This window comes from Streptomyces sp. NPDC048473, assembly GCF_043200155.1.
Classification (GTDB): Bacteria; Actinomycetota; Actinomycetes; order Streptomycetales; family Streptomycetaceae; genus Streptomyces.
Genome location: NZ_JBICXE010000001.1, coordinates 239,300 through 264,706 on the forward strand (window position 1 = coordinate 239,300; position 25,407 = coordinate 264,706).

Below are 25,407 nucleotides of genomic sequence, written 5' to 3' on the forward strand. Positions count from 1 at the left end.
GCCGCCATGCCGTTCACACTCAGTCATGCCGCGGCCGTGCTGCCGGGGATGCGGCGGGACGGAACGGCGCGCGGGCCGCTCCTCGCCTCGGCCCTCGTCGCGGGTTCGTTCGCCCCCGACATGACGTACTACGCCGACACCGCGATCCCGGGTGCCATGGAGTTCGGGCAGGTCACCCACTCGGTGTGGGGCGTGTTCACGGTCGATGTGCTCATCACCGCGGCTGTGGTGGCGCTGTGGCTGCTGCTGCGCGAACCGTTGGTGGCGCTGTTGCCGAGGGCCTGGCAGGGACGGGTGCATGCGTTCGTGCGAGGGCAGCGGCACGGATCCGACCGGGGGGCGTGGGGTGTCCGGGACGGTGGGTGGTTCGTGCTGTCGGCGGTCATCGGGTCGGCCACTCATGTCGTCTGGGACGCCTTCACCCATCACGACCGGTGGGGTGTGCGGTTGGTTCCCGTGCTCGACGGGAGCGCCGGCGGGTTTCCCGTGTTCCAGTGGGTGCAGTACGGCAGTTCGGCGGCAGCACTGGCCGCGCTCGCCTGGTTCACGGCTTCGGGGCTGCGGCGGACCGGGATGCGGCCGGTCCCACCGTCCGTGCCGGTGCTGGGCCGTCGGGGGCGGTGGTCGGCGGGGGCACTGCTGAGCGTCTGTGTAGTGCTCGGCGTCGTACACCGGTGCGCACGCTGGTATGCGTACTTCGGGCACATCGACACCCCGCTGGACATCATCCCGACCGCCTGCTTCGGCGCCGGGGCGGGACTGGCGGTGGGCCTGGTGCTGTACGGGGCGTGGATGCGGCTGCGGCGGTCGCGCGCTTCCGTGCCCTCGGTCGCCGGACGGGCCTGATTCCTCTGGGGGTGCCTGAACACCCCCCCCCGGGCCCGTCCGGCGCCGCCTCGTCAGTGCGCTGCGGACTCCCAGTCCGTACCGACACCCACCGAGACATCCAGCGGGGCGCGCAACTGCACGGCCGTGGACATCTCGTGGCGGAGGATCTCCTCCACCTGCGCCCGCTCGCCCTCGGCGATCTCCAGGACGATTTCGTCATGGACCTGGAGCAGCATCCGGGACTTCAGCTTCGCCTCGGTCAGCGCCCGGTCGACCTGGAGCATGGCGACCTTGACGATGTCCGCAGCCGTGCCCTGGATCGGGGCGTTGAGCGCCATCCGCTCGGCCATCTCGCGCCGCTGGCGGTTGTCGCTGTTGAGGTCGGGGAGGTAGCGGCGGCGGCCGAAGACCGTCTCGGTGTAGCCGGTGGCCCTGGCCTCCTCCACCACGCGGTGCAGATAGTCACGCACTCCGCCGAACCGCTCGAAGTAGGTGTCCATCAGGCCGCGCGCCTCGCCCGCCTCGATGTTCAGCTGCTGGGAGAGGCCGAACGCGGAGAGCCCGTACGCGAGTCCGTAACTCATGGCCTTGATCTTGCGGCGCATCTCCGGGTCGACGGCCGACTTGCCGACGCCGAAGACCTGCGAGGCGACTGTCGTGTGCAGGTCCTCGCCGGAGGTGAACGCCTCGATCAGGCCCGCGTCCTCGGAGAGGTGGGCCATCACCCGCAGTTCGATCTGGCTGTAGTCGGCCGTCATCAGCGTTTCGAAGCCCTCGCCGACGACGAAGCCCCGGCGGATGGCCCGGCCCTCGTCCGTACGGACCGGGATGTTCTGCAGGTTGGGGTCGGTGGAGGAGAGCCGGCCGGTCGCCGCCACCGTCTGGTTGAACGTGGTGTGGATACGGCCGTCCGCCGCGATCGTCTTGATCAGGCCCTCGACGGTGACCCGCAGCTTCGCCTGCTCGCGGTGGCGCAGCATGATGACCGGCAGCTCGTGCTCGGTCTGTGCGGCGAGCCAGGCCAGGGCGTCGGCGTCCGTCGTGTACCCGGTCTTCGTCTTCTTCGTCTTGGGCAGGCCCAGCTCGCCGAAGAGGACTTCCTGGAGCTGCTTGGGCGAACCGAGGTTGAACTCGCGGCCGACCGCGGCATGCGCCTCCTTCACCGCCTGCTGCACCGCACCGGCGAACTGCTGCTCCATGCCTTCCAGATGGGCCCGGTCGGCGGCGATGCCGTGCCGCTCCAGACGGGCCAGCAGAGCGGACGTCGGCAGCTCCATGCCGTGCAGCAGCTCGGCCGCGCCGACCTCTGCCAGCCGGGTGGTGAACGCATCGCCCAGATCCAGGACCGCGCGGGCCTGCGTCATCAGGGCGTCGGCCTCGGCCTGGTCGTCCGCGCCGAAGGCCAGCTGCCCGTCGGACGCCGCCGCGGGGGCCAGCTCCCGGCCCAGATACTCCACCGCCAGCGCGTCCAGCGCGAAGGAGCGGCGGCCGGGCTTGACCAGATAGGCGGCCAGCGCGGTGTCCATCGTGACGCCGTCGACCTGCCAGCCGTGCTCGGGGAAGACCCGCATGGCGCTCTTCGCGTTGTGCATGACCTTGGGCCGACGCGCGTCGGCGATCCAGGCGGCGAACGCCTGCTCGTCGCCCTCGTCGAGCTGCGCGGGGTCGAACCAGGCCGCCGCCCCGCCGGCCGCGGCGAGCGCGATCTCGGTGACCGTGCCGCTGCCCACCGCCCAGGTGTCGACGGTGGCGACGCCGAGCGGCTGCCCGCCGTGCTCCGCGAGCCAGGGCGCCAGCTCGCCCGCGCCCAGCACCGCGCCGTCCAGCTCGATGCCCGCGGCGGGCGCCGGGGCCTCGTCCTCGGCCGCGCCCGGGTCGACGGCCAGCAGCCGCTCGCGCAGGCTCGGGTTACGGATCTCCAGGACGTCCAGCACGCCCGTCACCGCGGTGCGGTCGTACGGTGCGCGCTCCAGGTCCTGTGGGGTCTTCGGCAGCTCCACATCGCGGACCATCTCGGTCAGCCTGCGATTGAGCCGCACCGCGTCCAGGTGGTCCCGGAAATTCTGCCCGGCCTTGCCCTTGACCTCCTCGGCGCGCTCCACCAGCTCGTCGAACGAACCGAACTGGTTGATCCACTTCGCGGCGGTCTTCTCACCCACGCCGGGGATGCCCGGAAGGTTGTCCGACGGGTCACCGCGCAGCGCCGCGAAGTCCGGGTACTGCTGCGGCGTGAGCCCGTACTTCTCCTCGACCTTGGCCGGAGTGAAGCGCGTCAGCTCCGAGACGCCCTTCGTCGGGTACAGCACGGTGACGTTGTCCGTGATCAGCTGGAACGAATCCCGGTCACCGGTGACGATCAGCACTTCGAAACCGGCGGCCTCGGCCTGCGTGGCCAGCGTGGCGATGACATCGTCCGCCTCGAAGCCGTCGACCGCGAAACGGTCGGCGTGCATCGCGTCGAGCAGCTCGCCGATCAGCTCGACCTGGCCCCTGAACTCGTCCGGGGTCTTCGAGCGGTTCGCCTTGTACTCGGGGAACTCCTCCGAGCGCCAGGTCTTGCGGGAGACGTCGAACGCCACCGCGAAATGCGTCGGCGCCTCGTCACGCAGCGTGTTCGCCAGCATCGACGCGAAGCCGTACACCGCGTTCGTCGGCTGCCCCGACCCTGTCGTGAAATTCTCCGCAGGCAGCGCAAAGAACGCCCGGTACGCCAGGGAGTGCCCGTCCATCAGGAGCAGGCGCGGTCGGTTGTCTGCCGTCTTCTTCGATGCCGTCTCAGCCACGCCCCCGATCCTGCCACGGACCACTGACAATCCCGACCGAACATCTCGCCGGACTCTCTGTCGGTGCCTCGTGGCAGGATCGGGGGAGGAACACGTACCGCATCACTGCGTACAGCGCACTGCGCAGGTCCGCAGTTGCTCAAAGGGGAGCACGACATGGCCACGAAGCCGCCCACAGGTGACCCGGTCCAGGATGCGCCGCGGGTCGAGCCGGCGCAGCACGCCGCCGCCGGACTGCCGGCCGTCGCGCACAGCCTGCTCATCGCCCAGCAGCAGATGGGCGTGCGGCGCACCGCGCAGACCCTCCTCAAGGTCAACCAGAAGAACGGCTTCGACTGCCCCGGCTGTGCCTGGCCCGAGGGCGACAAGCGGCACACGGCGGAATTCTGCGAGAACGGCGCCAAGGCCGTCGCCGAGGAGGCGACGCTGCGCCGTGTCACCCCGGATTTCTTCGCCGCGCACCCGGTCGCCGATCTCGCCTCGCGCAGCGGGTACTGGCTGGGCCAGCAGGGTCGGATCACCCAGCCGATGTACCTCCCCGAGGGCGCCGAGCGGTACGAGGCGGTGACCTGGGAGAGGGCCTTCGGCATCATCGCCGAGGAACTGGGTGCGCTCGCCTCCCCCGACGAGGCCCTCTTCTACACCTCGGGGCGCACCAGCAACGAGGCTGCGTTCCTGCTCCAGCTGTTCGCCCGCGAGTTCGGCACGAACAACCTCCCCGACTGCTCCAACATGTGCCACGAGTCCTCCGGCTCGGCGCTGACGGAGACCATCGGCATCGGCAAGGGCAGCGTCTCGCTGGAGGACCTCCACCAGGCGGACCTGATCATCGTCGCCGGGCAGAATCCCGGCACGAACCATCCCCGGATGCTCTCCGCCCTGGAGAAGGCCAAGTCCGCGGGTGCGAAGATCATTTCGGTGAATCCGCTGCCCGAGGCCGGCCTGGAGCGGTTCAAGAACCCGCAGACCCCGCTCGGCATGATCAAGGGCGCCGCGCTCAACGATCTCTTCCTGCAGATCCGTATCGGCGGCGACCAGGCCCTCTTCCGGCTCCTCAACAAGATGATCCTGGAGACCGAGGGCGCCGTCGACGAAGCCTTCGTACGGGAGCACACCCATGGTTACGAGGAGTTCGTGGCCGCGGCCCGCGAAGCCGACTGGGACCAGACCCTCGCCGCCACCGGCCTCGACCGCGGCGTCATCGAAGAGGCCCTCGCGATGGTCCTCGCCTCGAAGCGCACCATCGTGTGCTGGGCGATGGGCCTCACCCAGCACAAACACTCCGTGCCGACCATCCGCGAAGTCGTCAACTTCCTTCTGCTGCGCGGCAATATCGGCCGCCCCGGCGCCGGAGTCTGTCCCGTCCGCGGCCACTCCAACGTCCAGGGCGACCGCACCATGGGCATCTTCGAACGGCCCGCACCCGAATTCCTCGACGCGCTCGACAAGGAATTCTCGATCACCTCACCGCGCCACCACGGCTACGACGTCGTCCGCTCCATCCAGGCCCTGCGCGACGGCGACGCCAAGGTCTTCTTCGCCATGGGCGGCAACTTCGTCGCGGCCACTCCCGACACGGAGGTCACCGAGGCCGCGATGCGCCGCGCCCGCCTCACCGTCCATGTCTCCACCAAGCTCAACCGCTCGCACGCCGTGACCGGCACCCGCGCGCTGATCCTGCCGACGCTGGGCCGTACCGACAAGGACGTCCAGGCGAGCGGCAAGCAGTTCGTCACGGTCGAGGACTCCATGAGCATGGTCCACGCCTCGCGCGGCAACCTCACTCCGGCGAGCCCCCACCTGCTCTCCGAGCCGGCCATCGTCGCCCGCCTCGCCCGCGCCGTCCTCGGCCCCGGATCGGCCACCCCCTGGGAGGAGTTCGAGAAGGACTACGCGACGATCCGCGACCGCATCTCCCGCGTCGTCCCCGGCTTCGAGGACTTCAACGCCCGCGTCGCACACCCCGGCGGTTTCACCCTCCCGCACGCCCCGCGTGACGAGCGCCGCTTCCCCACCGCGACCGGCAGGGCCAACTTCACCGCCGCACCCGTCGAGTACCCCGAGCTGCCCGAAGGCAGGCTGCTGCTGCAGACCCTGCGCTCGCACGACCAGTACAACACCACGATCTACGGCCTCGACGACCGCTACCGTGGCATCAAGGGCGGCCGCCGTGTCGTCCTGGTCAACCCCGACGACGCCCGCGCCCTCGGCCTGGCCGACGGTGCGTACACCGACCTCGTCAGCGAATGGAAGGACGGGGTGGAGCGCCGCGCCCCCGGCTTCCGCATCGTCCACTACCCGACCGCCCGGGGCTGCGCCGCCGCCTACTACCCGGAGACCAATGTGCTGGTCCCCCTCGGCTCCACCGCCGACACCAGCAACACCCCCGCCAGCAAGTCCGTCGTCGTGCGCTTCGAGAACATCCAGGGGCAGAACGTCCAGGGGCAGACCACCCAGAGGTAATCCGTACCCACAACCCACTAAGCGTTCGCTCAGTCGTCTGATAAGAACGATGCACACAGCAATAAAGCTATGAACCACGCAGACGATCGGAGCCGGACCCCATGGGCGAGCACACCGCACCCAAGTTCCCCCAGGAGATCATCGACGAGTACGCCGCACTCGGCGTCGATCTGCCCGCACTCTTCTCCGCCGGCCACCTCGGCGAGCGCATGGGCGTCACGATCGTCGAAGCCTCCGCGGACCGCGTCGTCGGCACCATGCCCGTCGAGGGCAACACCCAGCCGTACGGACTGCTCCACGGCGGCGCCTCCGCCGTCCTGGCCGAGACCCTCGGCTCGATCGGCTCCATGCTCCACGGCGGCGCCACCAAGCTCGCTGTCGGCGTCGACCTGAACTGCACCCATCACCGAGGGGTACGAAGCGGACTCGTCACGGGCGTCGCCACCCCCGTACACCGCGGCCGTTCCACCGCCACGTACGAGATCGTCATCACCGACGAGCGCGACAAGCGGGTCTGCACCGCCCGCCTCACCTGCATGCTCCGCGACGTCCCACAGCCCAGCGCCGCCTGACTGACCGAAACACACCGCACGACACCCTCGACACCCCTGCCCGGCCGGACCGCATTCCGGCCGGGCAGTGTCATTCCCACCCACAACCACCCACGCACAAGGCATTGTTGAGCAACTCGACCGCCCAACGCCCTTGACCGTACGCCCTGTTCTGTGGCCCACTCAGCACCCCGGCCACACCCGGCACGCACCCCGCGCACACAACACCGCGTCGACCACATCGACCCAGATGTAACACTGCGTAACAAGCGTGTAATGTGCATACGTCCTCGCGCGGCACTCCGAGCCCGGTCCCGCAGGCGCCGGGCGGCTCGTCGCGCCCTCGCGACGCCCTCCTCACCCCTCACCGTGCGACAGCAGCAAGATCGGCTCAAGCCCCTTAGCAGAGCTGCGCGTTCTCACCATGCGGTCACTTCGCCGACCGGTAGAAAGCCGTACATGTCCGCACAGCCACCTCAAGCCTTGCTCAAGGGCATAACAAGAGAGTCACATCCTGCGGCGGACCTATCCCGGACCCCCACACCTGCGCCTAGAGTCACCGCCAGTCACCGCGCCGCCGGGCGCGTCTGCAGCACGGCCCTGTACCAACCAGTACGGCCCGGCGAACGACACGGCACCTCAAGCAGAGGAGGCCGCGCCAGGGAAAGGACCTTTCGTGCGACACCGTTCTTTGCTCATACTCACCACAGTGCTCACCACAGGAGCACTGACACTCACCGCCTGCGGGTCGCGCGACGACAGCAAGAAGAGCAGCAGCGGCGACACCCAGACCGTCGTCATCGGCCTCGACGCCCCCCTGACGGGCGACCTCTCCGCCCTCGGTCTCGGTATCAAGAACTCCGCCGACCTCGCCGTCAAGACGGCGAACAAGGACAAGACCGTCCCCGGCATCACGTTCGAGCTCCAGCCTCTCGACGACCAGGCCCAGCCCTCCGTCGGCCAGCAGAACGCCACCAAGTTCATCGACAACAAGGGCGTCCTCGGCGTTGTCGGCCCCCTGAACTCCGGCGTCTCCCAGTCGATGCAGAAGCCGCTCAACGACGCCAGCCTCACCCAGGTCTCCCCCGCCAACACCGGCACCGAGCTGACCCAGGGCAACAACTGGAAGACCGGCGACAAGCAGCGCCCGTTCAAGACCTACTTCCGCACCGCCACCACGGACCAGATCCAGGGTGCCTTCGCGGCGAAGTACCTCTTCAACGACGCCAAGGTCAAGAACGTCTACCTGATCGACGACCAGAAGCCCTACGGAGCCGGCCTCGCCGCCTCCTTCAAGACGACGTTCACCAAGCTCGGCGGCAAGATCGTCGGCTCCGACCACGTCAACCCCGACGACCGCGACTTCAACGCCGTCGTCACCAAGGTCAAGAAGTCCGGCGCCAAGGCCGTCTACTACGGCGGTGAGTACCCCGCCGGCGCACCCCTGAGCCAGCAGCTCAAGGACAGCGTCCAGATCCCCCTCATGGGCGGCGACGGCATGTACAGTGCCGACTTCATCAAGCTCAACAAGAAGGCCCAGGGCGACATCGCCACCTCCGTCGGCAAGCCCGTCGAAGAGCTGGACTCCGCCAAGAAGTTCATCGCGGACTACAAGACGGCCGGATACAAGGACGCCTACGAGGCCTACGGCGGCAGCACCTACGACGCCACCTGGTCCATCATCGAAGCCGTCAAGGCCGTCGCCGCCGCCAACGACGGCAAGCTCCCCGACGACGCCCGCGCCAAGGTCCTCGAGGCCATGAGCAAGGTCAAGTTCGACGGCGTCACCGGCCCCGTCTCCTTCGACGAGTACGGCGACACCACCAACACCATGATGACCGCCTACCAGGTCGACGGTGGCAAGTGGACGTCCAAGCTCAGCGAGGCCTACAAGCCCTGACCCGTGCCCTCCCGGACACGAACTGACTGACACCAGGCCGCGCGGGAGCGCTACCAGCGCTCCCGCGCGGTGCCATATCCGAACCACTCCACGGAGGCCCTGCGGTGAACGAACTGCCGCAACAGCTGGCCAATGGACTCATCCTCGGCGCGATGTACGGTCTCATCGCGATCGGTTACACGATGGTCTACGGAATCATCCAGCTCATCAACTTCGCCCACGGCGAGATCTTCATGATCGGAGGCTTCGGAGCTCTCACCGTGTACCTCTGGATGCCGGCCGGCTCCAACCTCCTCGCAATCATCCCCCTCATGATCATCGGCGGCGTCATATGCTCCGTCGCCGTCAGCGTCGCAGCCGAACGCTTCGCCTACCGGCCCCTGCGCACCGCCCCCAGGCTCGCCCCGCTGATCACCGCGATCGGACTCTCCCTCGCACTCCAGCAGGCCATCTGGAAGTGGTACCCCAACGCCACGAAGGACCGCCCCTTCCCCCAGTTCAAGGGCGACGCCTTCGACATCTTCGGCGCCAACATCCAACGCGGTGACCTCTTCGTCCTCATCGCCGCACCCGTCTGCATGTTCGCCCTCGGCCTCTTCGTCTCCAAGACCCGATCCGGCCGCGGCATGCAGGCGACCTCGCAGGACCCCGACACCGCCAAGCTCATGGGCATCAACACCGACCGCATCATCGTCATGGCCTTCGCCATCGGTGCCGCGTTCGCAGCCGTCGCCGCCGTCGCCTACGGGCTCAAGAACGGCCAGATCGGCTTCAAAATGGGCTTCCTCATGGGCCTCAAGGCCTTCACCGCAGCCGTACTCGGCGGCATCGGCAACATCTACGGCGCCATGCTCGGCGGAGTCGTACTCGGCGTCGCCGAATCCCTCGCCACCGGCTACATGAGCGACGTCCCCGGCATGGACCTCTTCGGCGGCGGTGCCTGGAAGGACGTATGGGCCTTCGTCCTCCTCATCGTCGTCCTGCTGCTGCGGCCCCAGGGCCTGCTCGGCGAACGCGTCGCGGATCGGGCGTGATACGGATGACCACCCAGAACACACTCATCCCACTGCCCGCACCGGTCGCCCGCCTCGCCACCACCGCAGGCGCCGCCATCGCCCTCGCCGGCACCTTCCTCCCCTGGACCTGGACCACCGACTTCCCCGGCGACCTCACCGTCACCGGCTACCCCGGCGGCCTCCAGATCCTCACCCTCACCGGCGCTGCCCTCACCCTCCTCTTCGCGCTCTGCGGATACGGCATCCGAGGACTGCGCTGGCTCACCCCCGGCGGCACCAACAGCCCCGTCCGGCTCCTCGCCCTCGGCACCCTCGGCACCACGGGCTACGCCATGGGCGCCATCTCCTACGAGCTCGGCGGCGCGGTCAACCTCGAACCCGGAGCCTGGGTCAGCGGCATCGGCGCTCTCGTCGCCACCATCGCCGCACTCGGACTCCCCAGCGACGAACCGCTCCCCCACAACGAGCCCCGGCCCGGCGCCTGGCAGCGCTTCCGCGGCAGCCTCACCGCACCCGCGGCCGCCCGCGCCAAGACGCTCCCCGCGTGGAGCGAAATCCTCATCATCGCCGCCTCCTTCGGCGCCGCGCTGTACGTCTTCACCTACGGGATCGACATCCCCTCCGAAGAATCCGAACAGTTCATCGGCTTCCTCATCACCGCAGGCTTCGCCTTCACCGCGCTCACCCGTGCGGGACTCATCTCCCGCATCACCGCGCTGACCACGAAGCACCGCAACGTCACCCTCACCGCAGCCCTGGTCGCAGCCTTCTGCTTCCCCTTCACCCAGGACACCGCGGAATACGCCCTCATCGGCGCCAACATCCTCATCTTCGCCACCGTGGCACTCGGCCTCAACGTCGTCGTCGGCCTCGCCGGCCTCCTCGACCTCGGCTACGTCGCCTTCCTCGGCGTGGGCGCCTACACCGCGGCCCTCGTCTCCGGCGCACCGCTCTCCGCCATCGGCGTCCACTTCCCCTTCTGGGCCGCCGTCCTCACCGGAGCCGCAGTCTCACTGATCTTCGGCGTCCTCATCGGCGCCCCGACCCTGCGACTGCGCGGCGACTACCTCGCCATCGTCACCCTCGGCTTCGGTGAAATCTTCCGCGTCACCGTCAACAACCTCAACGGCAACAGCGGACCCGACCTCACCAACGGCTCCCAGGGCATCCCCAGCATCCCCGACCTCAACCTCTTCGGGATCGACTTCGGACTCAGCCACGACATCGGCCCCTTCACCCTCAGCAGGCCCGCCAACTACTACCTGCTGATGCTCGTCGTCACCGCCGTCGTCGTCCTCGTCTTCCGCCGCTCCGGAGACTCCCGCATCGGCCGCGCCTGGGTCGCCATCCGCGAGGACGAAACCGCCGCCACCGCCATGGGCATCAACGCCTTCCGGCTCAAGCTCCTGGCCTTCGCCCTCGGCGCCACCCTGGCCGGCCTCGCCGGAACCGTTCAGGCGCACGTCAACTACACCGTGACGCCCGAGCAGTACCAGTTCGCCGGCTCCGTGCCCCCGAACTCCGCGTTCCTCCTCGCCGCCGTCATCCTCGGCGGCATGGGAACCCTCAGCGGACCCTTCGTCGGCGCCGCACTGCTCTACCTCATCCCGGCCAAACTGCAGTTCATGCAGGACTACCAGCTCTTCCTCTTCGGTATCGCGCTCATCCTCCTGATGCGCTTCCGCCCCGAGGGCCTGGTCGCCGACCGCAGGAAGCAGCTCGAATTCCACGAGAACGACCCCATCGACGTACCGGAACCACGGCAGTCCGAAGAAACCGGCGCCGGCATCGCCAAGGCGGGGGCGTGACCACCATGACCACCACCACGAAGACCGCCACCACCGTCCTCGATGCGAACGGCGTCACCATGCGCTTCGGCGGCCTCACCGCCGTACGCAACGTCGATCTCACCGTCAACGCAGGCGAAATCGTCGGCCTCATCGGCCCCAACGGTGCCGGCAAGACCACCTTCTTCAACTGCCTCACCGGCCTGTACGTCCCCACCGAGGGCACGGTCAGCTACAAGGGCACCGTCCTGCCGCCCAAGCCCCACCTCGTCACCCAGGCAGGCATCGCCCGCACCTTCCAGAACATCCGGCTCTTCGCCAACATGTCCGTCCTGGAGAACGTCCTCGTCGGACGCCACACCAGGACCAAGGAAGGCCTCTGGTCCGCCCTCCTGCGCCTCCCCGGCTACACCAAAGCCGAGAACGCCAGCCGCGAACGAGCCATGGAACTCCTGGAGTTCATCGGCCTCCAGGACAAGGCCGACCACCTCGCGCGCAACCTCCCCTACGGAGACCAGCGCAAGCTGGAAATCGCCCGCGCCCTCGCCAGCGACCCCGGACTCCTGCTCCTCGACGAGCCCACCGCCGGCATGAACCCGCAGGAAACCCGCGTCACCGAAGAACTCATATTCGCCATCCGGGACCAGGGCATCGCTGTCCTCGTCATCGAGCACGACATGCGGTTCATCTTCAATCTCTGCGACCGGGTCGCCGTCCTCGTCCAGGGCGAGAAGCTCGTCGAAGGCACCTCCGACGTCGTCCAGAGCGACGAACGCGTCGTCGCCGCCTATCTCGGCACCCCCTTCGAAGGCGCCCCCGGCGCCGAAGAAATCGCCGAGGTCGAAGCAGCAGAAGCCGAAGCACACGCAGAAGCCGAAGCCACCACCGACGACACCAGCACCACCCGCACCGAAGAGGAGGACACCCGATGACCGCACTGCTCCAGGTCGAAGACCTCCGCGTCGCCTACGGCAAGATCGAAGCCGTCAAGGGCATCTCCTTCACCGTCGAAGCCGGTCAGGTCGTCACCCTCATCGGCACCAACGGTGCGGGCAAGACCACCACCCTGCGCACCCTCTCCGGCCTCCTCAAGCCCATCGGCGGCCAGATCCTCTTCGAGGGCAGACCACTCACCAACATCCCCGCCCACAAGATCGTCTCCCTGGGCCTCGCCCACTCCCCCGAGGGACGCCACATCTTCCCCCGGCTGACGATCACCGAGAATCTCCTCCTCGGCGCCTACCTCCGCAACGACAAGGCAGGCATCGAGAAGGACATCCAGCGCGCCTACGACCTCTTCCCCATCCTCGGGGAACGCCGGAAGCAGGCCGCAGGGACCCTCTCGGGCGGCGAACAGCAGATGCTCGCCATGGGCCGGGCTCTCATGTCCCAGCCCAAGCTCCTGATGCTCGACGAACCCTCCATGGGCCTCTCCCCGATCATGATGCAGAAGATCATGGAGACCATCGTCGAACTCAAGGCCCAGGGCACCACCATCCTGCTCGTCGAGCAGAACGCCCAGGCCGCGCTCTCCCTCGCGGACCACGGCCACGTCATGGAGGTCGGCAAGATCGTCCTCTCCGGCACCGGCGCGGACCTCCTCCACGACGAGTCCGTCCGCAAGGCCTATCTCGGCGAGGACTGAACCCTCCCGTTCGTACGCGAGAGGCCCGCACCCCGATCGATCCGGGGTGCGGGCCTCTCTCGGATACGCGCGCCTACTGGTCGCCGTCCTTCGCCGCCCGCTTCTTCTCCTCGGCGTCCTCGATCAACGCCTCGGCCAGCTGCTGCATCGACAGCCGACGGTCCATCGACGTCTTCTGGATCCAGCGGAACGCGGCCGGCTCCGACAGGCCGTAGTCCGTCTGCAGAATGCTCTTCGCGCGGTCCACCAGCTTCCGCGTCTCCAACCGCTGCGCGAGGTCGGCGACCTCACCCTCCAGCGCCTTCAGCTCCGCGAACCGCGACACCGCCATCTCGATGGCCGGCACCACGTCGCTCTTGCTGAACGGCTTCACGAGATACGCCATCGCTCCGGCGTCCCGCGCCCGCTCGACGAGATCGCGCTGCGAGAACGCCGTAAGCATCAGGACCGGCGCGATGGACTCCTCGGCGATCTTCTCCGCGGCGGAGATCCCATCCAGGATCGGCATCTTCACATCGAGGATGACCAGGTCCGGCCGGTGCTCCCGGGCGAGCTCGACGGCCTTCTGACCATCCCCGGCCTCACCGACGACCGCGTAGCCCTCTTCCTCCAGCATCTCTTTGAGGTCGAGACGAATGAGCGCCTCGTCCTCGGCGATGACGACGCGGGTCGTCAGCGGCGGAACGTGCGACTTGTCGTCGTCGGCAACGGGCTGGGGCGACTCGGGGGCGGTCACTGGGGGCTCCTTGTTCAAGACAGGGGTACTGCTGCCAAGAGCCTACCTAGCTGCGGTAAGGTAGACGCTCAGCGGGTCGAGGGAAACCTTGGATTCAGCGAGCCCCGGTAGTCCAATTGGTTAGAGACAATGGATTCAAAACCCATCCAGTGTCGGTTCGAGTCCGACTCGGGGCACTTTTCCTTCGATTCCAAGGCCGCCGAGGAATTGTAGAACTTCACATGAACGTGTGAATGCCGGCCTATTCCACCTGTGGGTCATCAAGACCAGGACAGGCTCAGCCGTGTGTACGACCTTGATACGCGGAAGCGCGCTCTGGCACTCATCGCCCAAGGCTTCAGCCAGAACTCCGTAAGCAAGCAGACTGGCATTTCACGCGCCGCCATCCGCACGTGGCAGACACGAATAGAACCCCTCGGCTGGAACGGTGCTGCGGACTGCCCGAGGTGCGGCGACATATCGAACGATCCTGAAGACCCCGCCGCTTACGCCTACTTGCTGGGCCTCTATCTCGGCGACGGCTGCATCAGCTCCGGCAGAAGGGGCGTGTACTTCCTCCGTATCGCCTGCGCCGATGCCTGGCCCGGCCTCATCGACGCCTGCGCCGAAGCCATGCAGATCATGCGTCCCGGAAACAAGGTGTCGCGGGTTCAGCGTCAGGGCTGCCAGAACGTGACGTGCCACAGCAAACACTGGCCCTGCCTCTTCCCCCAGCACGGTCCCGGAAAGAAACACGACCGCCAGATCGCTCTCGAACCCTGGCAGCAGAGGATCGTGGATGCCCACCCATGGGAGTTCATCCGCGGCCTCATCCACTCTGACGGGTGCCGCATCGTCAACTGGACCACGAAGCTCATCAGTGGCGAACGGAAGCGCTACGAGTATCCCCGGTACTTCTTCACCAACAAGTCGGACGACATCCGCAAGCTGTTCAGCGACACGCTCACCGCTGTCGGAGTCGAGTGGACCCACTGCACCCGTGCAGGCAAGGGGTACAACATCTCCGTCGCCCGACGGGCGTCCGTCGCTCTCATGGACGCCCACGTCGGGCCGAAGTCCTGACAACCGATCTACTTCGGGCTGTCGTCCTCACCGATGTGGTGCACCCGGACCAGGTTCGTCGAGCCTGCGACTCCCGGCGGGGAGCCGGCCGTGATGACCACGACGTCACCCTTCTCGCAGCGGCCGATCTTCAGCAGTTCCTCGTCGACCTGGGCCACCATCGCGTCCGTCGATTCCACGTGCGGGCCGAGGAAGGTCTCGACGCCCCAGGTGAGGTTCAGCTGGGAGCGGGTGGCCGGGTCCGGGGTGAAGGCCAGGAGCGGGATGGGTGAGCGGTAGCGGGAGAGGCGCCTGACCGTGTCGCCGCTCTGGGTGAAGGCGACCAGGAACTTGGCGCCCAGGAAGTCGCCCATCTCGGCCGCCGCGCGGGCCACCGCGCCGCCCTGGGTGCGGGGCTTGTTGCGGTCGTTCAGGGGCGCGAGGCCCTTGGCGAGGATGTCCTCCTCGGCGGCTTCGACGATGCGGGACATCGTGCGGACCGTCTCGATGGGGTACTTGCCCACGCTGGTCTCGCCGGAGAGCATCACCGCGTCCGTACCGTCGATGACCGCGTTGGCCACGTCGGAGGCTTCGGCGCGGGTGGGGCGGGAGTTGTCGATCATCGAGTCGAGCATCTGGGTGGCGACGATGACCGGCTTGGCGTTGCGCTTGGCGAGTTTGATCGCGCGCTTCTGGACGATCGGCACCTGCTCCAGGGGCATTTCGACGCCGAGGTCTCCGCGGGCGACCATGATGCCGTCGAAGGCGGCGACGATGCCGTCGATGTTCTCGACGGCCTGGGGCTTCTCCACCTTGGCGATGACGGGGAGACGGCGGCCCTCCTCGTCCATGATGCGGTGGACGTCCTCGATGTCGCGGCCGCTGCGTACGAAGGAGAGGGCGATGATGTCGGCGCCGGTGCGCAGGGCCCAGCGGAGGTCTTCGATGTCCTTCTCGGAGAGTGCGGGGACGGAGACGGCGACACCGGGGAGGTTGAGGCCCTTGTGGTCGGAGACCATGCCGCCCTCGATGACGGTGGTGTGGACGCGGGGGCCGTCCACCTCGGTGACTTCGAGGGTGACGCGGCCGTCGTCGACGAGGATGCGTTCGCCCACGGTGACGTCGGCGGCGAGGCCGTCGTACGTGGTGCCGCAGGTGTGGCGGTCGCCTTCCATGGGTTCGACGGTGATGGTGAAGCTGTCGCCGCGTTCAAGGAGTACGGGACCCTCGCGGAAGCGTCCGAGGCGGATCTTCGGGCCTTGAAGGTCGGCGAGGATGCCGACGCTGCGTCCGCTCTCGTCGGAGGCCTTGCGTACACGGTGGTATCGCTCTTCGTGTTCGGCGTAGGTGCCGTGGCTGAGGTTGAGGCGGGCGATGTCCATTCCCACTTCGACCAATGCCTTGATCTGGTCATATGTGTCGGTGGCGGGGCCCAGGGTACAAACGATTTTTGCTCGGCGCATGGTTTGAGCCTAGACCTTACCTACGGGTAGTTATTTGGCCCCGCATGACTACCCAACAACCTTTGAGTGAAGGGTTATTGACAAGTGTTGAATTGTGCGCCGGGGTGCTCGAATGAGCATTCTCTTTATAGTTTTGGCGGTGACATGGTGAAGCGGGCGTTCACCTGGGCGTAGACCGTCTGGCGTTGTGGTTCGAGGTCGAGGGCCGGGGCGGGCTCGGCCGCCGCTCCGCCGTACGCCGCGCGGCTCCGGACGCCACCGGGTGCGGCGGGCATGGCTATGGCCGGGGCGGCGTTCTCCGCGCCGAGGTCGGCGAGTTCGACCAGGGCGGTGAGGTGGGCGCCGAGGGCGTCGGCGTATTCGCGGGCGCGTTGGACGGCTTCGCGTACGGCCTGGCGGCGGGCGTTCGCGTGGGCGGGCGAGTCGGGGCGCAGGGCCCACCAGGGGCCGTTGACGCGTGTCATGTCGAGGTCGGCGACGCGGGTGGTGAATTCGCCCAGTGCGGTGAAGTCGTTGAGGACGGCGGTGACATGGACGCGGCCGTGGTAGGCGCGGATTTTTTCGTCGCGGCCGCGTTGGGTGAGTTCGGGGGTGATGGAGAACGCGCCGGTTTCGAGCTTTTCGACCGCTTGTCCGTAGGACCGTGCGAGTTCGAGAACGTAGTTGTTGCGCCGGGTGAGGTCTTCGAGGGCGGCGCGGCGGTCCCTTCCGCGGGCGCTGACGGTGATGCCGATGTGGGCGGTCTCGGGGTCGACTTCGAGGCGGGCTTCGCCCCGGACGGCGACGCGGGGATGGTCGGGGGTGCCGTAGGGCGGCGGGACGTCGGTCATGGATCCACTCTCGCATCCGGGTACGACAACGGGCGGTCATCAGATCGAAACCCGCAAGGGGTGTTGCCGGGTGTGGCTCCTGGGTCATTATCTACGCGCGTTGTGTACCGCGAGAACTGAGCTGTACGAGAACCGAGACGTACGAGAACTGAGATGTGGGAGACGAAATGCCGCTGAACCGTAGGACGTTCCTGGGCACATCGGCGGCCGCCGGTGCCGGTGTGGCGATCGCGGGTGGCTCCGCCGTTCCTGCCGCCGCCCACGGTCATGGCCATGGGCACGGCCACGGGCGTCCGCCGAAGCGGTACTCGTTCACCGTGATGGGCACCACCGATCTGCACGGGAACGTCTTCAACTGGGACTACTTCACCGACAAGGAGTTCGACGACAAGGCCCACAATGACGTCGGTCTGGCGAAGATCTCCACCCTGGTGGACCAGGTGCGCCGGGAGAAGGGCCGCCACAACACCCTGATGATCGATGCGGGTGACACGATCCAGGGCACCCAGTTGTCGTACTACTACGCCAAGATCGATCCGATCACGGCGAAGCGCGGCCCGGTGCACCCGATGGCGCAGGCGATGAACGCGATCGGCTACGACGCCGCGGCGCTCGGCAACCACGAGTTCAACTACGGCATCCCGGTGCTGCGGAAGTTCGAGGAGCAGTGCGACTTCCCGCTGCTGGGCGCGAACGCGCTGGACGCGAAGACGTTGCGGCCGGCGTTCGCCCCGTACGTCATCAAGAAGATGCGTACCCCGCACGGTCCGGATGTGAAGGTCGCGATTCTGGGTCTGACCAACCCGGGCATCGCCATCTGGGACAAGGCGAACGTCAGCGGGAAGATGGTGTTCCCCGGTCTGGAGGAGCAGGCGGCGAAGTTCGTGCCGCGGCTGCGTTCCATGGGCGCGGATGTCGTGATCGTCTCGGCGCACTCGGGCAACAGCGGTACGTCGTCGTACGGTGATCAGATCCCGTATGTCGAGAACGCGGCCGGTCTGGTGGCCGAGCAGGTTCCGGGTATTGACGCGATCCTGGTCGGGCACGCGCATCTGGAGATCCCCGAGTACTTCGTGGAGAACAAGCAGACCGGCAAGAAGGTGGTGCTCTCCGAGCCGTTGAAGTGGGGCCAGCGGCTGACGCTGTTCGACTTCGATCTGGTGTGGGAGAAGGGCCGCTGGGTGGTGGAGAAGGCGGGTTCGCAGGTGCTGAACTCCAACACCGTGGCCGAGGACCCGGAGATCACGAAGCTGCTCATGGACGAGCACAAGAAGGTCGTGGCGTACGTCAACCAGGTCATCGGCACGTCGACGGCGGCGATGACGACGGCGGAGGCGGCCTGGAAGGACGAGCCGATCATCGATCTGATCAATGTCGTCCAGGCGGAGACGGTGAAGGCGGCGCTGGCGGGTGGTGAGTACGCGGCGCTTCCCGTTCTCTCGCAGGCGTCCTGTTTCTCGCGTACGGCGCAGATCCCGGCCGGGAATGTGACGATCAAGGACGCGGCGGGCCTGTACCCGTTCGAGAACACCCTTGAGGCGCGGCTGCTGACCGGTGCGCAGATCAAGGATTATCTGGAGTTCTCGGCCCGGTACTACGTGCAGACGGCGGCCGGCGCTCCGGTGGACACGGCGAAGCTGACGAACGCGGACAACACTCCGGACTACAACTACGACGCGGTGTCGGGTCTGACGTACGACATCGACATTGCGAAGCCGAATGGTTCGCGGATCGTGAATCTGTCGTTCGAGGGCAAGCCGGTCGATCCGGCGGCGCAGTTCGTGCTGGCGGTGAACAACTACCGGGCGAGCGGCGGTGGCAACTTCCCGCATGTGCCGGGTGCCAAGCAGCTGTGGGCGAACTCGGAGGAGATCCGTAACACGATCATCGCCTGGGTGCAGGCGAAGGGTTCGGTGGACGGTGCGCAGTTCGCTTCGGTGGACTGGCGTCTGACGCGGGACGGTACGCCGGTGTTCTAGGCGGTCGCCCCCGGCGGTGTAGTGGTGTGGGTCGGCGGCCGTCTTCTCCTTCCGGAGGGGGCGGCCGCCTTCTGTCTGTGTGTGTGGGGGGGGCGGGTGTCAGTTGCCCTGGACGAGAGGGATGAGGCCGGGGTTCTGGGCGGGGATGGGCGATGTCCGGGGGGTGAGACCGAAGGTGGTGAAGGCGGTGCGTTGCGGGAGGGGGTAGGCGTTGGTGCCGGTGAGGTTGTTGAGGATGGTGGCGCTGCGCCAGGCGGCGAGTCCGAGGTCGGGGGCGCCGACACCGTGGGTGTGGCGTTCGGCGTTCTGTACGTAGACGTTGCCGGTGACGGTGGGGTCGAGGACGAGGCGGAACCGGTCGTCGATGCGGGGGCGTGCGGAGGCGTCGCGGCGCATGTAGGGGTCGAGGCCGGTGAGGATGCGGTCGAGGGAGCGTTCGCGGTAGCCGGTGGCGAGGACGACGGCGTCGGTGGTGAGGCGGGAGCGGGTTTTCTGCTGGGTGTGTTCGAGGTGGAGTTCGACGCGGGTACTGGCGACGCGTCCTGCGGTGCGTACAAAGACGCCGGGGGTGAGGGTGGCGTCGGGCCAGCCGCCGTGGAGGGTGCGGCGGTAGAGCTCGTCGTGGATGGCGGCGATGGTGTCGGCGTCGATGCCCTTGTGGAGCTGCCATTGGTGGGGGACGAGTTCGTCGCGTACGGATTCGGGCAGGGCGTGGAAGTAGCGGCTGTAGTCGGGGGTGAAGTGTTCCAGGCCGAGTTTGGAGTACTCCATGGGGGCGAAGGCCTGGGTGCGGGCGAGCCAGTGGAGTTTTTCGCGGCCTGCGGGGCGGGCGCGCAGGAGGTCGAGGAAGATTTCGGCGCCGGACTGTCCGGATCCGATGACGGTGATGTGTTCGGCGTCGAGGAGTTTTTCCCGGTGGTCGAGGTAGTCGGCGGAGTGGATGACGGGGACGGATCCGGCTTCGGCGAGGGGTTTGAGGGGGTCGGGGATGTAGGGCTCGGTGCCGATTCCGAGGGCGATGTGGCGGGTGTATGCGCGGCCGAGTGCTTCGGCTTCGCCGTCGGTGTCGAGTTGGGTGAAGTCGACTTCGAAGAGGCCGCGTTCGCTGTTCCAGCGGACGGCGTCGACCTGGTGGCCGAAGTGGAGGCCGGGGAGCCGGTCGCTGACCCAGCGGCAGTAGGCGTCGTATTCGGCGCGCTGGATGTGGAAGCGCTCGGCGAAGTAGAAGGGGAAGAGCCGGTCGCGGCTGCGCAGGTAGTTGAGGAAGGTCCAGGGGCTTGCGGGGTCGGCGAGGGTGACGAGGTCGGCGAGGAAGGGGACTTGGAGGCTGGCTCCGTCGATGAGGAGGCCGGGGTGCCAGTGGAAGGCGGGGCGCTGTTCGTAGAAGGTGGTGGCGAGTGGGTGGGGGTTGCCCGGGATGCCGTGGGCGAGGGCGGCGAGGGAGAGGTTGAAGGGGCCGATACCGATGCCGACGAGGTCGTGTGGCTGGTCGTTTTCGGGGGTGGGCAGGTCGGTCATCGGGGGGTGCCGCCTTCCGCGAGGTCGTTGGCGAGGTGGTTGACGAGGTCGAGGAGTGTGCGGAGGTCGTCGGGGGTGGTGTGGGGGTTGAGGAGGGTGGCCTTGAGCCAGAGGCGGCCGTCGGTGTGGGCGCGGCCGAGTACGGCGTGGCCCCGGGTGAGGAGGGCACGGCGGATGGTGGCGACGGTGTTGTCGTCGGCGTCGGTGGGGCGGAAGAGGACGGTGCTGATGGTGGGGCGGTCGTAGAGGTCGAGGGTGGGGGTTTTGGCGATGAGGTCGGCGAGGTGGTGGGCGGCGGCGACGGTGCGGTCGATGAGGTCGGCGAGTCCGGTGCGGCCGAGGGCCTTGAGGGTGACGGCGATCTTGAGGGCGTCGGGGCGGCGGGTGGTGCGCAGGGAGCGGCCGAGGAGGTCGGGGAGGCCGGCTTCGGTGTCGTCGTCGGCGTTGAGGTAGGAGGCGCGGTGGTGGAGTACGTCGAGGTGGGTGCGGTCGGGGACGGCGAGGATGCCTGCGGATGCGGGTTGCCAGCCGAGTTTGTGGAGGTCGAGGGTGACGCTGTGGGCGCGGTCGAGGCCGTGGACCTTGCCTCGGTGGGTGGGGCTGAAGAGGAGGGGTCCGCCGTAGGCGGCGTCGATGTGGAGTTCGGCGCCGTGGGTGGTGCAGAGGTCGGCGATGTCGGCGAGCGGGTCGATCCGGCCGGTGTCGGTGGTGCCCGCGGTGGCGGTGACGAGCAGGGGGCGGTGGAGTTCGGTGAGGGCTTCGTCGAGTGCGGCGAGGTCCATGACGCCTGCGGGGGCGGGGATGACGACGGGTTCGGGGAGCCCGAGGAGCCAGGCGGCGCGGGTGATGCTGTGGTGGGCGTTGGCGGCGCAGATGGTCTGTACGGGGCCGTTGCGTTCGCGGGCGAGGAGCAGGGCGAGTTGGTTGGCTTCGGTGCCGCCGGTGGTGACGAGTGCGTCGGGTGAGGGCTGGTGGGGGTAGACCTCGGCGGCGAGTGCCGCGGTGATGTCGGCTTCGAGGGCGGAGGCTGCGGGGGCCTGGTCCCAGGAGTCCATGGAGGGGTTGAGGGCGGAGGCGGCGAGGTCCGCGGCGGCGGCGAGGGCGAGGGGCGGGGTGTGGAGGTGGGCCGCGCAGAGCGGGTGTGCGGGGTCTGCGGCGCCTTCCGCGAGGGCGCTGACGAGGGTGCGCAGGGCGTCGTGGGGGCCGGTGCCGTGGTCGGGGATGACGGGGTGGGTGGCGGTGCGCATCCGGGGGGTGATGGCGTCGGGTCCGCCTGCGGGGAGGGGGCCGTCGCGTCGGTGGGCGCCGTCGTGGAGTGCGGTGAGGACGGTGTCGATGAGGGGGCGCAGGGCGGCGGGGCCGGTGGTCGATCCGGCGAGGGGCGGGGTGGGCATGGTGGTGGGGCCCTTCGGGTGCGCATGGGTGGACATGCCAGCTTGTCCGGATTTCCGGGGGCGCGGCCGCAGAGCTCGGTGATCTGAACTCGAAAGGGGGATGCGGGAAGGGCGCGGGGTCGTATTCGGGGGTTCCGGTGGTATGGGTGTGGCGCCGGATATGGGTGTGCCCGGCGCGTCCCCGTGTGGTGGGGGTGGCGCCGGGCACGGGTGGTGCCGACCCAGTGGGTCAGTGGGCGTCGCGTACGGCGAGGGCGCGGCGCAGGTCGTCGATCTGGTCGATGAGCTTGCGGCGCAGGGCCGGGATGAGGGCCTTGTCGTTCAGGGCCTGTTCGCCGAGGTGGAGGCTGTCGGCGTCGACGGCGTACGCGGGGAAGGCGTGGCGGCCGGCGGCTTCGGCGATGGCGGGGCCGCGGCGGGCGGCGAGCCGGGTCGCCTCGGGGTAGTAGCGGGGCACGTAGTCCCGTACGAGGTCGGCCTGTTCGGGCTGCCAGAAGCCCTGGGCGGTGGCGGTGAAGAGGTAGTTGGAGAGGCTGTCGTCGTTGAACAGGGCGTGCCAGGCGGCGGCCTTGGCCTCGGGGGTGGGGAGGGCGGCCCGGCAGCGGGCGGCGCCTTCCTGTCCGGTGGCGCTGGGGTCCTGTTCGAGTTCGGCGGCGATGGCGGTTTCGTCGGTGGCGCCGAGGACGGCGAGGCGGGTGAGGATGCGCCAGCGCAGTTCGGGGTCGAGTTCGGGTCCGCCGGGGACGGTGCCGTTGGTGAGCCAGTCCTGGATGGTGTCGGGCTGGGTGGCGGCGTCGATGAGGTGGCGTACGGCGACGAGGCGCAGGCCGGGGTTGTGGCCGTCCTCGGTGCGGCGGATGAGGTCGCGGCACAGTGCGGTGAGGGTGGCGAGGGCGGCGGGGCGGTCCTCGGGGGCGAGGTAGCGGCCGGCGATCTGGGCGTCGGCGAAGGCGAGTACGCCCTGGGCGAGGGCGAGGTCGGTCTCGTGCGGGAGGTGTGCGCGGGCCGCTTCGAGGTAGGTGGTGGGGGCGAGTTCGCCGTCGCGGACCATGTCGCGGGCGGTGTTCCAGACGACGGCGCGGGTCAGCGCGTCGGGGATGCCGGACAGGTCGCGTACGACGGTGTCCCAGGACTTGGCGTCGAGGCGGACCTTGGCGTAGCTGAGGTCGCCGTCGTTGAGGACGACGAGGGAGGGGCGCCGGCCGGGCAGTTCCTTGACCGTGTCGTTCTGGGGGACGTCGATCTCGAACCGGTCGCGCAGGACGAGGCGGTCGGGGCCGGGGTGTGCGTCCGGGGCGTGGTCGTACGCGCCGACGGCGATGCGGTGGGGGCGGCTGCCGTCGTGGTCGACGGTGAGTGACCACATGCCGTCGGACTCCTCGACCCGGGGGGTGAGGGTGTCGACTCCGGTGGTGCGCAGCCAGGCGTCGGCCCAGGCGTGGACGTCCCGGTCGGTGGCGGATGCGAGGTTGTCGATGAAGTCGGCGAGGGTGGCGTTGGCGAACTTGTGGCGGGCGAAGTGGGTGTTGATGCCGGCCAGGAAGTCCTTTTCGCCGAGCCAGGCCACGAGTTGGCGCAGGGCGGATGCGCCCTTGGCGTAGGAGATGCCGTCGAAGTTGAGCATCGCGGACGCGGTGTCGGGGACGGCTGCCGGGTCGGGGGCGACGGGGTGGGTGGAGGGGCGCTGGTCGGCGTCGTATCCCCAGCCCTTGCGGGCGACGCCGAAATCGACCCAGGTGTCCGTGAAGCGGGTGGCTTCGGCGAGGGTCTGGTAGCCCATGTACTCGGCGAAGGACTCGTTGAGCCAGATGTCGTCCCACCAGGCCAGGGTGACGAGGTCGCCGAACCACATGTGGGCCATCTCGTGGGCGATGACCATGCCGCGGGTCTGGCGCTCGGTGTCGGTGACGGCGGAGCGGTAGACGAACTCGTCGCGGATGGTGACGAGTCCGGGGTTCTCCATGGCGCCCGCGTTGAACTCGGGTACGAAGGCCTGGTCGTAGGAGTCGAAGGGGTAGGGCTCGTCGAACTTCTCGTGGAAGCGGTCGAAGCAGGCGCGGGTGATGTCGAGGATCTCGTCGGCGTCCGCGTCGAGGTACGGGGCCAGGGAGCGGCGGCAGTGGATGCCGAAGGGCAGTCCGGCGTGTTCGGTGGTCACGGAGTGCCAGGGGCCTGCGGCGACGGCGACGAGGTAGGTGGAGATGAGCGGGGTGGCTGCCAGGGTCCACCGGCCGTCGCCCCGGTGCTCGGCGACGCCGTTGCCGAGGACGGTCCAGCCTTCGGGGGCGGTGACGGTGAGCTCGAAGACGGACTTGAGGTCGGGCTGGTCGAACGCGGCGAAGACGCGCTGGACGTCCTCCATGAACAGCTGGGTGTAGAGGTACGTTTCGCCGTCGGTCGGGTCGGTGAAGCGGTGCATGCCTTCGCCGGTGCGGGAGTAGCGCATGGCGGCGTCGATGCGGATCTCATGTGCGCCGGCGGTGAGTGCGGTGAGCGGGAAGCGGTTCTCGGTGAGGTCGGCGGGGTCGAGGGGCTGTCCGTCGAGGCTGATCGAGCGCAGGGTGGCCGGCTTGAGCTCGACGAACGTGTCTCCGGCCGCGGCTGCGGTGAACTGGATGACGGTGCGGGAGTCGAAGGTCTCCTCCCCTCCGGTCAGATCGAGGTCGATCGTGTACCGGTGTACGTCGAGGAACTGGGCTCGGGTCTGCGCTTCGTCGCGCGTCAGTACGGACATGCACCCATGCTGCCGTACGGAGTGGAACGGGCGCAGGCGGGTTCTCCCAGGGCTGATCGAAGGCCTGGCGGCAAGGATCGGCGGGAAGAATCAGCGGGCCTTTCAGGGCTAAGATTCCTACCCATTGTGTTCCTGCACGGAGGAGTGCCCGGAATGACGAAGAACGCGGCTTCCGCTTCCGCGACGCGACGGGACGCGGTGGCGGCGATCGTCGAGGACTGGCGGCGGGAGCGGCCGGATCTGGATACGGCTCCGCTGGAGGTGTTCGGCCGGCTGCACCGGGCGTTCCTGCGGTACAGCGCGGCGATCTCCCGGCCGGTGGAGCGCAAGGGCCTGTCGATGGCCGGGTTCGATGTGCTGACGGCGCTGCGCCGGGCGGGGGCGCCGTTCCGTCGTACGGCGGGTGAGCTGGCCGATTCCGGTTTGATCAGTTCGGCGGGGGTCACGCTGCGGATCGACCGGCTGGAGAAGGACGGTCTGATCCTGCGGGAGCGTGATCCTCAGGACCGTCGGGTGGTGCATTCGCGGCTCACGGACGAGGGTCTGTCGACGATCGACGAGCTGTTCGCCGAGCACCTGGACAACGAGCGGCGGATGCTGGCAGGGCTGACTCCCGCGGAGTGCCGGCAGCTGGCCCGGTTGCTGGAGAAGCTGGAGCGGTCGGTGCTGGCGGCGGAGGAGGACGCGTAGTTCGTCGCCGGTCGCCGGACGGGCGGGAAAGCCGAGCCCGTCCGGCGAT

Annotated in this window: 18 protein-coding genes and 1 tRNA gene; 12 read left to right on the forward strand and 7 right to left on the reverse strand. The window is 68.3% G+C overall.

The features are described 5' to 3' along the window. Positions 1-6 precede the first annotated feature (6 nt). Complete coding sequence (locus ACGFU7_RS01160; RefSeq protein ID WP_393691051.1) at positions 7-846, forward strand: DUF4184 family protein; 840 nt, start codon at positions 7-9, stop codon at positions 844-846. A gap of 53 nt (positions 847-899) precedes the next feature. Here the strand turns inward: ACGFU7_RS01160 and polA are convergent, their stop codons facing one another. Further along, positions 900-3,611, reverse strand: coding sequence for a DNA polymerase I (gene polA, locus ACGFU7_RS01165; protein ID WP_393691053.1), 2,712 nt, complete (start codon positions 3,609-3,611; stop codon positions 900-902). Positions 3,612-3,767: 156 nt separating this feature from the next. On the opposite strand from polA, the gene ACGFU7_RS01170 reads away from it, so the two are divergent. The 7 genes from ACGFU7_RS01170 (at position 3,768) to ACGFU7_RS01200 (ending at position 12,973) form a co-directional block, all read left to right on the forward strand. Beyond that, complete coding sequence (locus tag ACGFU7_RS01170) at positions 3,768-6,074, forward strand: FdhF/YdeP family oxidoreductase (RefSeq protein ID WP_393691055.1); 2,307 nt, start codon at positions 3,768-3,770, stop codon at positions 6,072-6,074. A 101-nt stretch (positions 6,075-6,175) separates the two neighbouring features. Next, positions 6,176-6,646, forward strand: a complete 471-nt coding sequence (locus ACGFU7_RS01175) for a PaaI family thioesterase (protein WP_393691057.1) — start codon at positions 6,176-6,178, stop codon at positions 6,644-6,646. Between the two features lie 670 nt (positions 6,647-7,316). Continuing rightward, a complete protein-coding gene (locus ACGFU7_RS01180) occupies positions 7,317-8,525 on the forward strand; it encodes a branched-chain amino acid ABC transporter substrate-binding protein (protein WP_393691813.1) in 1,209 nt (402 codons plus the stop codon). 104 nt (positions 8,526-8,629) lie between these two features. Next, a complete protein-coding gene (locus ACGFU7_RS01185; protein ID WP_393691059.1) occupies positions 8,630-9,559 on the forward strand; it encodes a branched-chain amino acid ABC transporter permease in 930 nt (309 codons plus the stop codon). Between the two features lie 5 nt (positions 9,560-9,564). Beyond that, positions 9,565-11,349, forward strand: coding sequence for a branched-chain amino acid ABC transporter permease (locus ACGFU7_RS01190; RefSeq protein WP_393691061.1), 1,785 nt, complete (start codon positions 9,565-9,567; stop codon positions 11,347-11,349). A gap of 5 nt (positions 11,350-11,354) precedes the next feature. After that, positions 11,355-12,260 (forward strand): ABC transporter ATP-binding protein, encoded by a 906-nt coding sequence (locus ACGFU7_RS01195; protein WP_393691815.1) that lies wholly within the window; start codon positions 11,355-11,357, stop codon positions 12,258-12,260. Beyond that, positions 12,257-12,973, forward strand: a complete 717-nt coding sequence (locus tag ACGFU7_RS01200; RefSeq protein WP_393691063.1) for an ABC transporter ATP-binding protein — start codon at positions 12,257-12,259, stop codon at positions 12,971-12,973. Before ACGFU7_RS01195 ends, ACGFU7_RS01200 begins: the two co-directional genes overlap by 4 nt. Before the next feature lie 73 nt (positions 12,974-13,046). Here the strand turns inward: ACGFU7_RS01200 and ACGFU7_RS01205 are convergent, their stop codons facing one another. After that, positions 13,047-13,709, reverse strand: coding sequence for an ANTAR domain-containing response regulator (locus ACGFU7_RS01205; protein ID WP_093896073.1), 663 nt, complete (start codon positions 13,707-13,709; stop codon positions 13,047-13,049). Positions 13,710-13,810: 101 nt separating this feature from the next. On the opposite strand from ACGFU7_RS01205, the gene ACGFU7_RS01210 reads away from it, so the two are divergent. Both ACGFU7_RS01210 and ACGFU7_RS01215 read left to right on the forward strand, forming a co-directional pair. Further along, a tRNA-Leu gene (locus ACGFU7_RS01210) sits at positions 13,811-13,885 on the forward strand. Between the two features lie 109 nt (positions 13,886-13,994). Beyond that, the gene (locus ACGFU7_RS01215; protein WP_393691065.1) at positions 13,995-14,771 is read left to right on the forward strand and encodes a transcriptional regulator; all 777 of its coding nucleotides are present in this window, start codon (positions 13,995-13,997) and stop codon (positions 14,769-14,771) included. 8 nt (positions 14,772-14,779) lie between these two features. Here ACGFU7_RS01215 and pyk read toward each other — a convergent pair whose 3' ends face one another. Together pyk and ACGFU7_RS01225 are read right to left on the reverse strand one after the other, a co-directional pair. Further along, the gene (gene pyk, locus ACGFU7_RS01220; RefSeq protein WP_393691067.1) at positions 14,780-16,213 is read right to left on the reverse strand and encodes a pyruvate kinase; all 1,434 of its coding nucleotides are present in this window, start codon (positions 16,211-16,213) and stop codon (positions 14,780-14,782) included. A gap of 125 nt (positions 16,214-16,338) precedes the next feature. Continuing rightward, the gene (locus ACGFU7_RS01225) at positions 16,339-17,043 is read right to left on the reverse strand and encodes an SIMPL domain-containing protein (RefSeq protein WP_393691069.1); all 705 of its coding nucleotides are present in this window, start codon (positions 17,041-17,043) and stop codon (positions 16,339-16,341) included. Positions 17,044-17,210: 167 nt separating this feature from the next. Here ACGFU7_RS01225 and ACGFU7_RS01230 point away from each other — a divergent pair, with 167 nt between their 5' ends. Further along, complete coding sequence (locus ACGFU7_RS01230; RefSeq protein ID WP_393691070.1) at positions 17,211-19,022, forward strand: bifunctional metallophosphatase/5'-nucleotidase; 1,812 nt, start codon at positions 17,211-17,213, stop codon at positions 19,020-19,022. Positions 19,023-19,121: 99 nt separating this feature from the next. On the opposite strand, the gene ACGFU7_RS01235 is transcribed toward ACGFU7_RS01230, so the two are convergent. The 3 genes from ACGFU7_RS01235 to pepN form a co-directional block, all read right to left on the reverse strand. Then, on the reverse strand, positions 19,122-20,540 hold the full coding sequence (locus tag ACGFU7_RS01235; protein WP_393691072.1) for a lysine N(6)-hydroxylase/L-ornithine N(5)-oxygenase family protein: 1,419 nt from the start codon (positions 20,538-20,540) through the stop codon (positions 19,122-19,124). Beyond that, positions 20,537-21,934: a pyridoxal phosphate-dependent decarboxylase family protein gene (locus ACGFU7_RS01240; protein ID WP_393691817.1), complete on the reverse strand. Its 1,398-nt coding sequence runs from the start codon at positions 21,932-21,934 to the stop codon at positions 20,537-20,539. Before ACGFU7_RS01240 ends, ACGFU7_RS01235 begins: the two co-directional genes overlap by 4 nt. A 229-nt stretch (positions 21,935-22,163) precedes the next feature. Next, on the reverse strand, positions 22,164-24,668 hold the full coding sequence (pepN, locus tag ACGFU7_RS01245) for an aminopeptidase N (RefSeq protein ID WP_393691074.1): 2,505 nt from the start codon (positions 24,666-24,668) through the stop codon (positions 22,164-22,166). A gap of 153 nt (positions 24,669-24,821) precedes the next feature. Between pepN and ACGFU7_RS01250 the strand changes: the two genes are divergently transcribed. Further along, a complete protein-coding gene (locus tag ACGFU7_RS01250; RefSeq protein WP_393691076.1) occupies positions 24,822-25,358 on the forward strand; it encodes a MarR family winged helix-turn-helix transcriptional regulator in 537 nt (178 codons plus the stop codon). Positions 25,359-25,407: the final 49 nt, after the last annotated feature.

Coding starts and splice junctions, on each gene's coding strand:
- ACGFU7_RS01160 (WP_393691051.1), top strand. CDS start 7: ATGCCGTTCACACTCAGTCATGCCGCGGCCGTGCTGCCGGGGATGCGG.
- ACGFU7_RS01170 (WP_393691055.1), top strand. CDS start 3,768: ATGGCCACGAAGCCGCCCACAGGTGACCCGGTCCAGGATGCGCCGCGG.
- ACGFU7_RS01175 (WP_393691057.1), top strand. CDS start 6,176: ATGGGCGAGCACACCGCACCCAAGTTCCCCCAGGAGATCATCGACGAG.
- ACGFU7_RS01190 (WP_393691061.1), top strand. CDS start 9,565: ATGACCACCCAGAACACACTCATCCCACTGCCCGCACCGGTCGCCCGC.
- ACGFU7_RS01195 (WP_393691815.1), top strand. CDS start 11,355: ATGACCACCACCACGAAGACCGCCACCACCGTCCTCGATGCGAACGGC.
- ACGFU7_RS01200 (WP_393691063.1), top strand. CDS start 12,257: ATGACCGCACTGCTCCAGGTCGAAGACCTCCGCGTCGCCTACGGCAAG.
- pyk (WP_393691067.1), bottom strand. CDS start 16,213: ATGCGCCGAGCAAAAATCGTTTGTACCCTGGGCCCCGCCACCGACACA.
- ACGFU7_RS01225 (WP_393691069.1), bottom strand. CDS start 17,043: ATGACCGACGTCCCGCCGCCCTACGGCACCCCCGACCATCCCCGCGTC.
- ACGFU7_RS01230 (WP_393691070.1), top strand. CDS start 17,211: ATGCCGCTGAACCGTAGGACGTTCCTGGGCACATCGGCGGCCGCCGGT.
- ACGFU7_RS01235 (WP_393691072.1), bottom strand. CDS start 20,540: ATGACCGACCTGCCCACCCCCGAAAACGACCAGCCACACGACCTCGTC.
- ACGFU7_RS01240 (WP_393691817.1), bottom strand. CDS start 21,934: ATGCCCACCCCGCCCCTCGCCGGATCGACCACCGGCCCCGCCGCCCTG.
- pepN (WP_393691074.1), bottom strand. CDS start 24,668: ATGTCCGTACTGACGCGCGACGAAGCGCAGACCCGAGCCCAGTTCCTC.
- ACGFU7_RS01250 (WP_393691076.1), top strand. CDS start 24,822: ATGACGAAGAACGCGGCTTCCGCTTCCGCGACGCGACGGGACGCGGTG.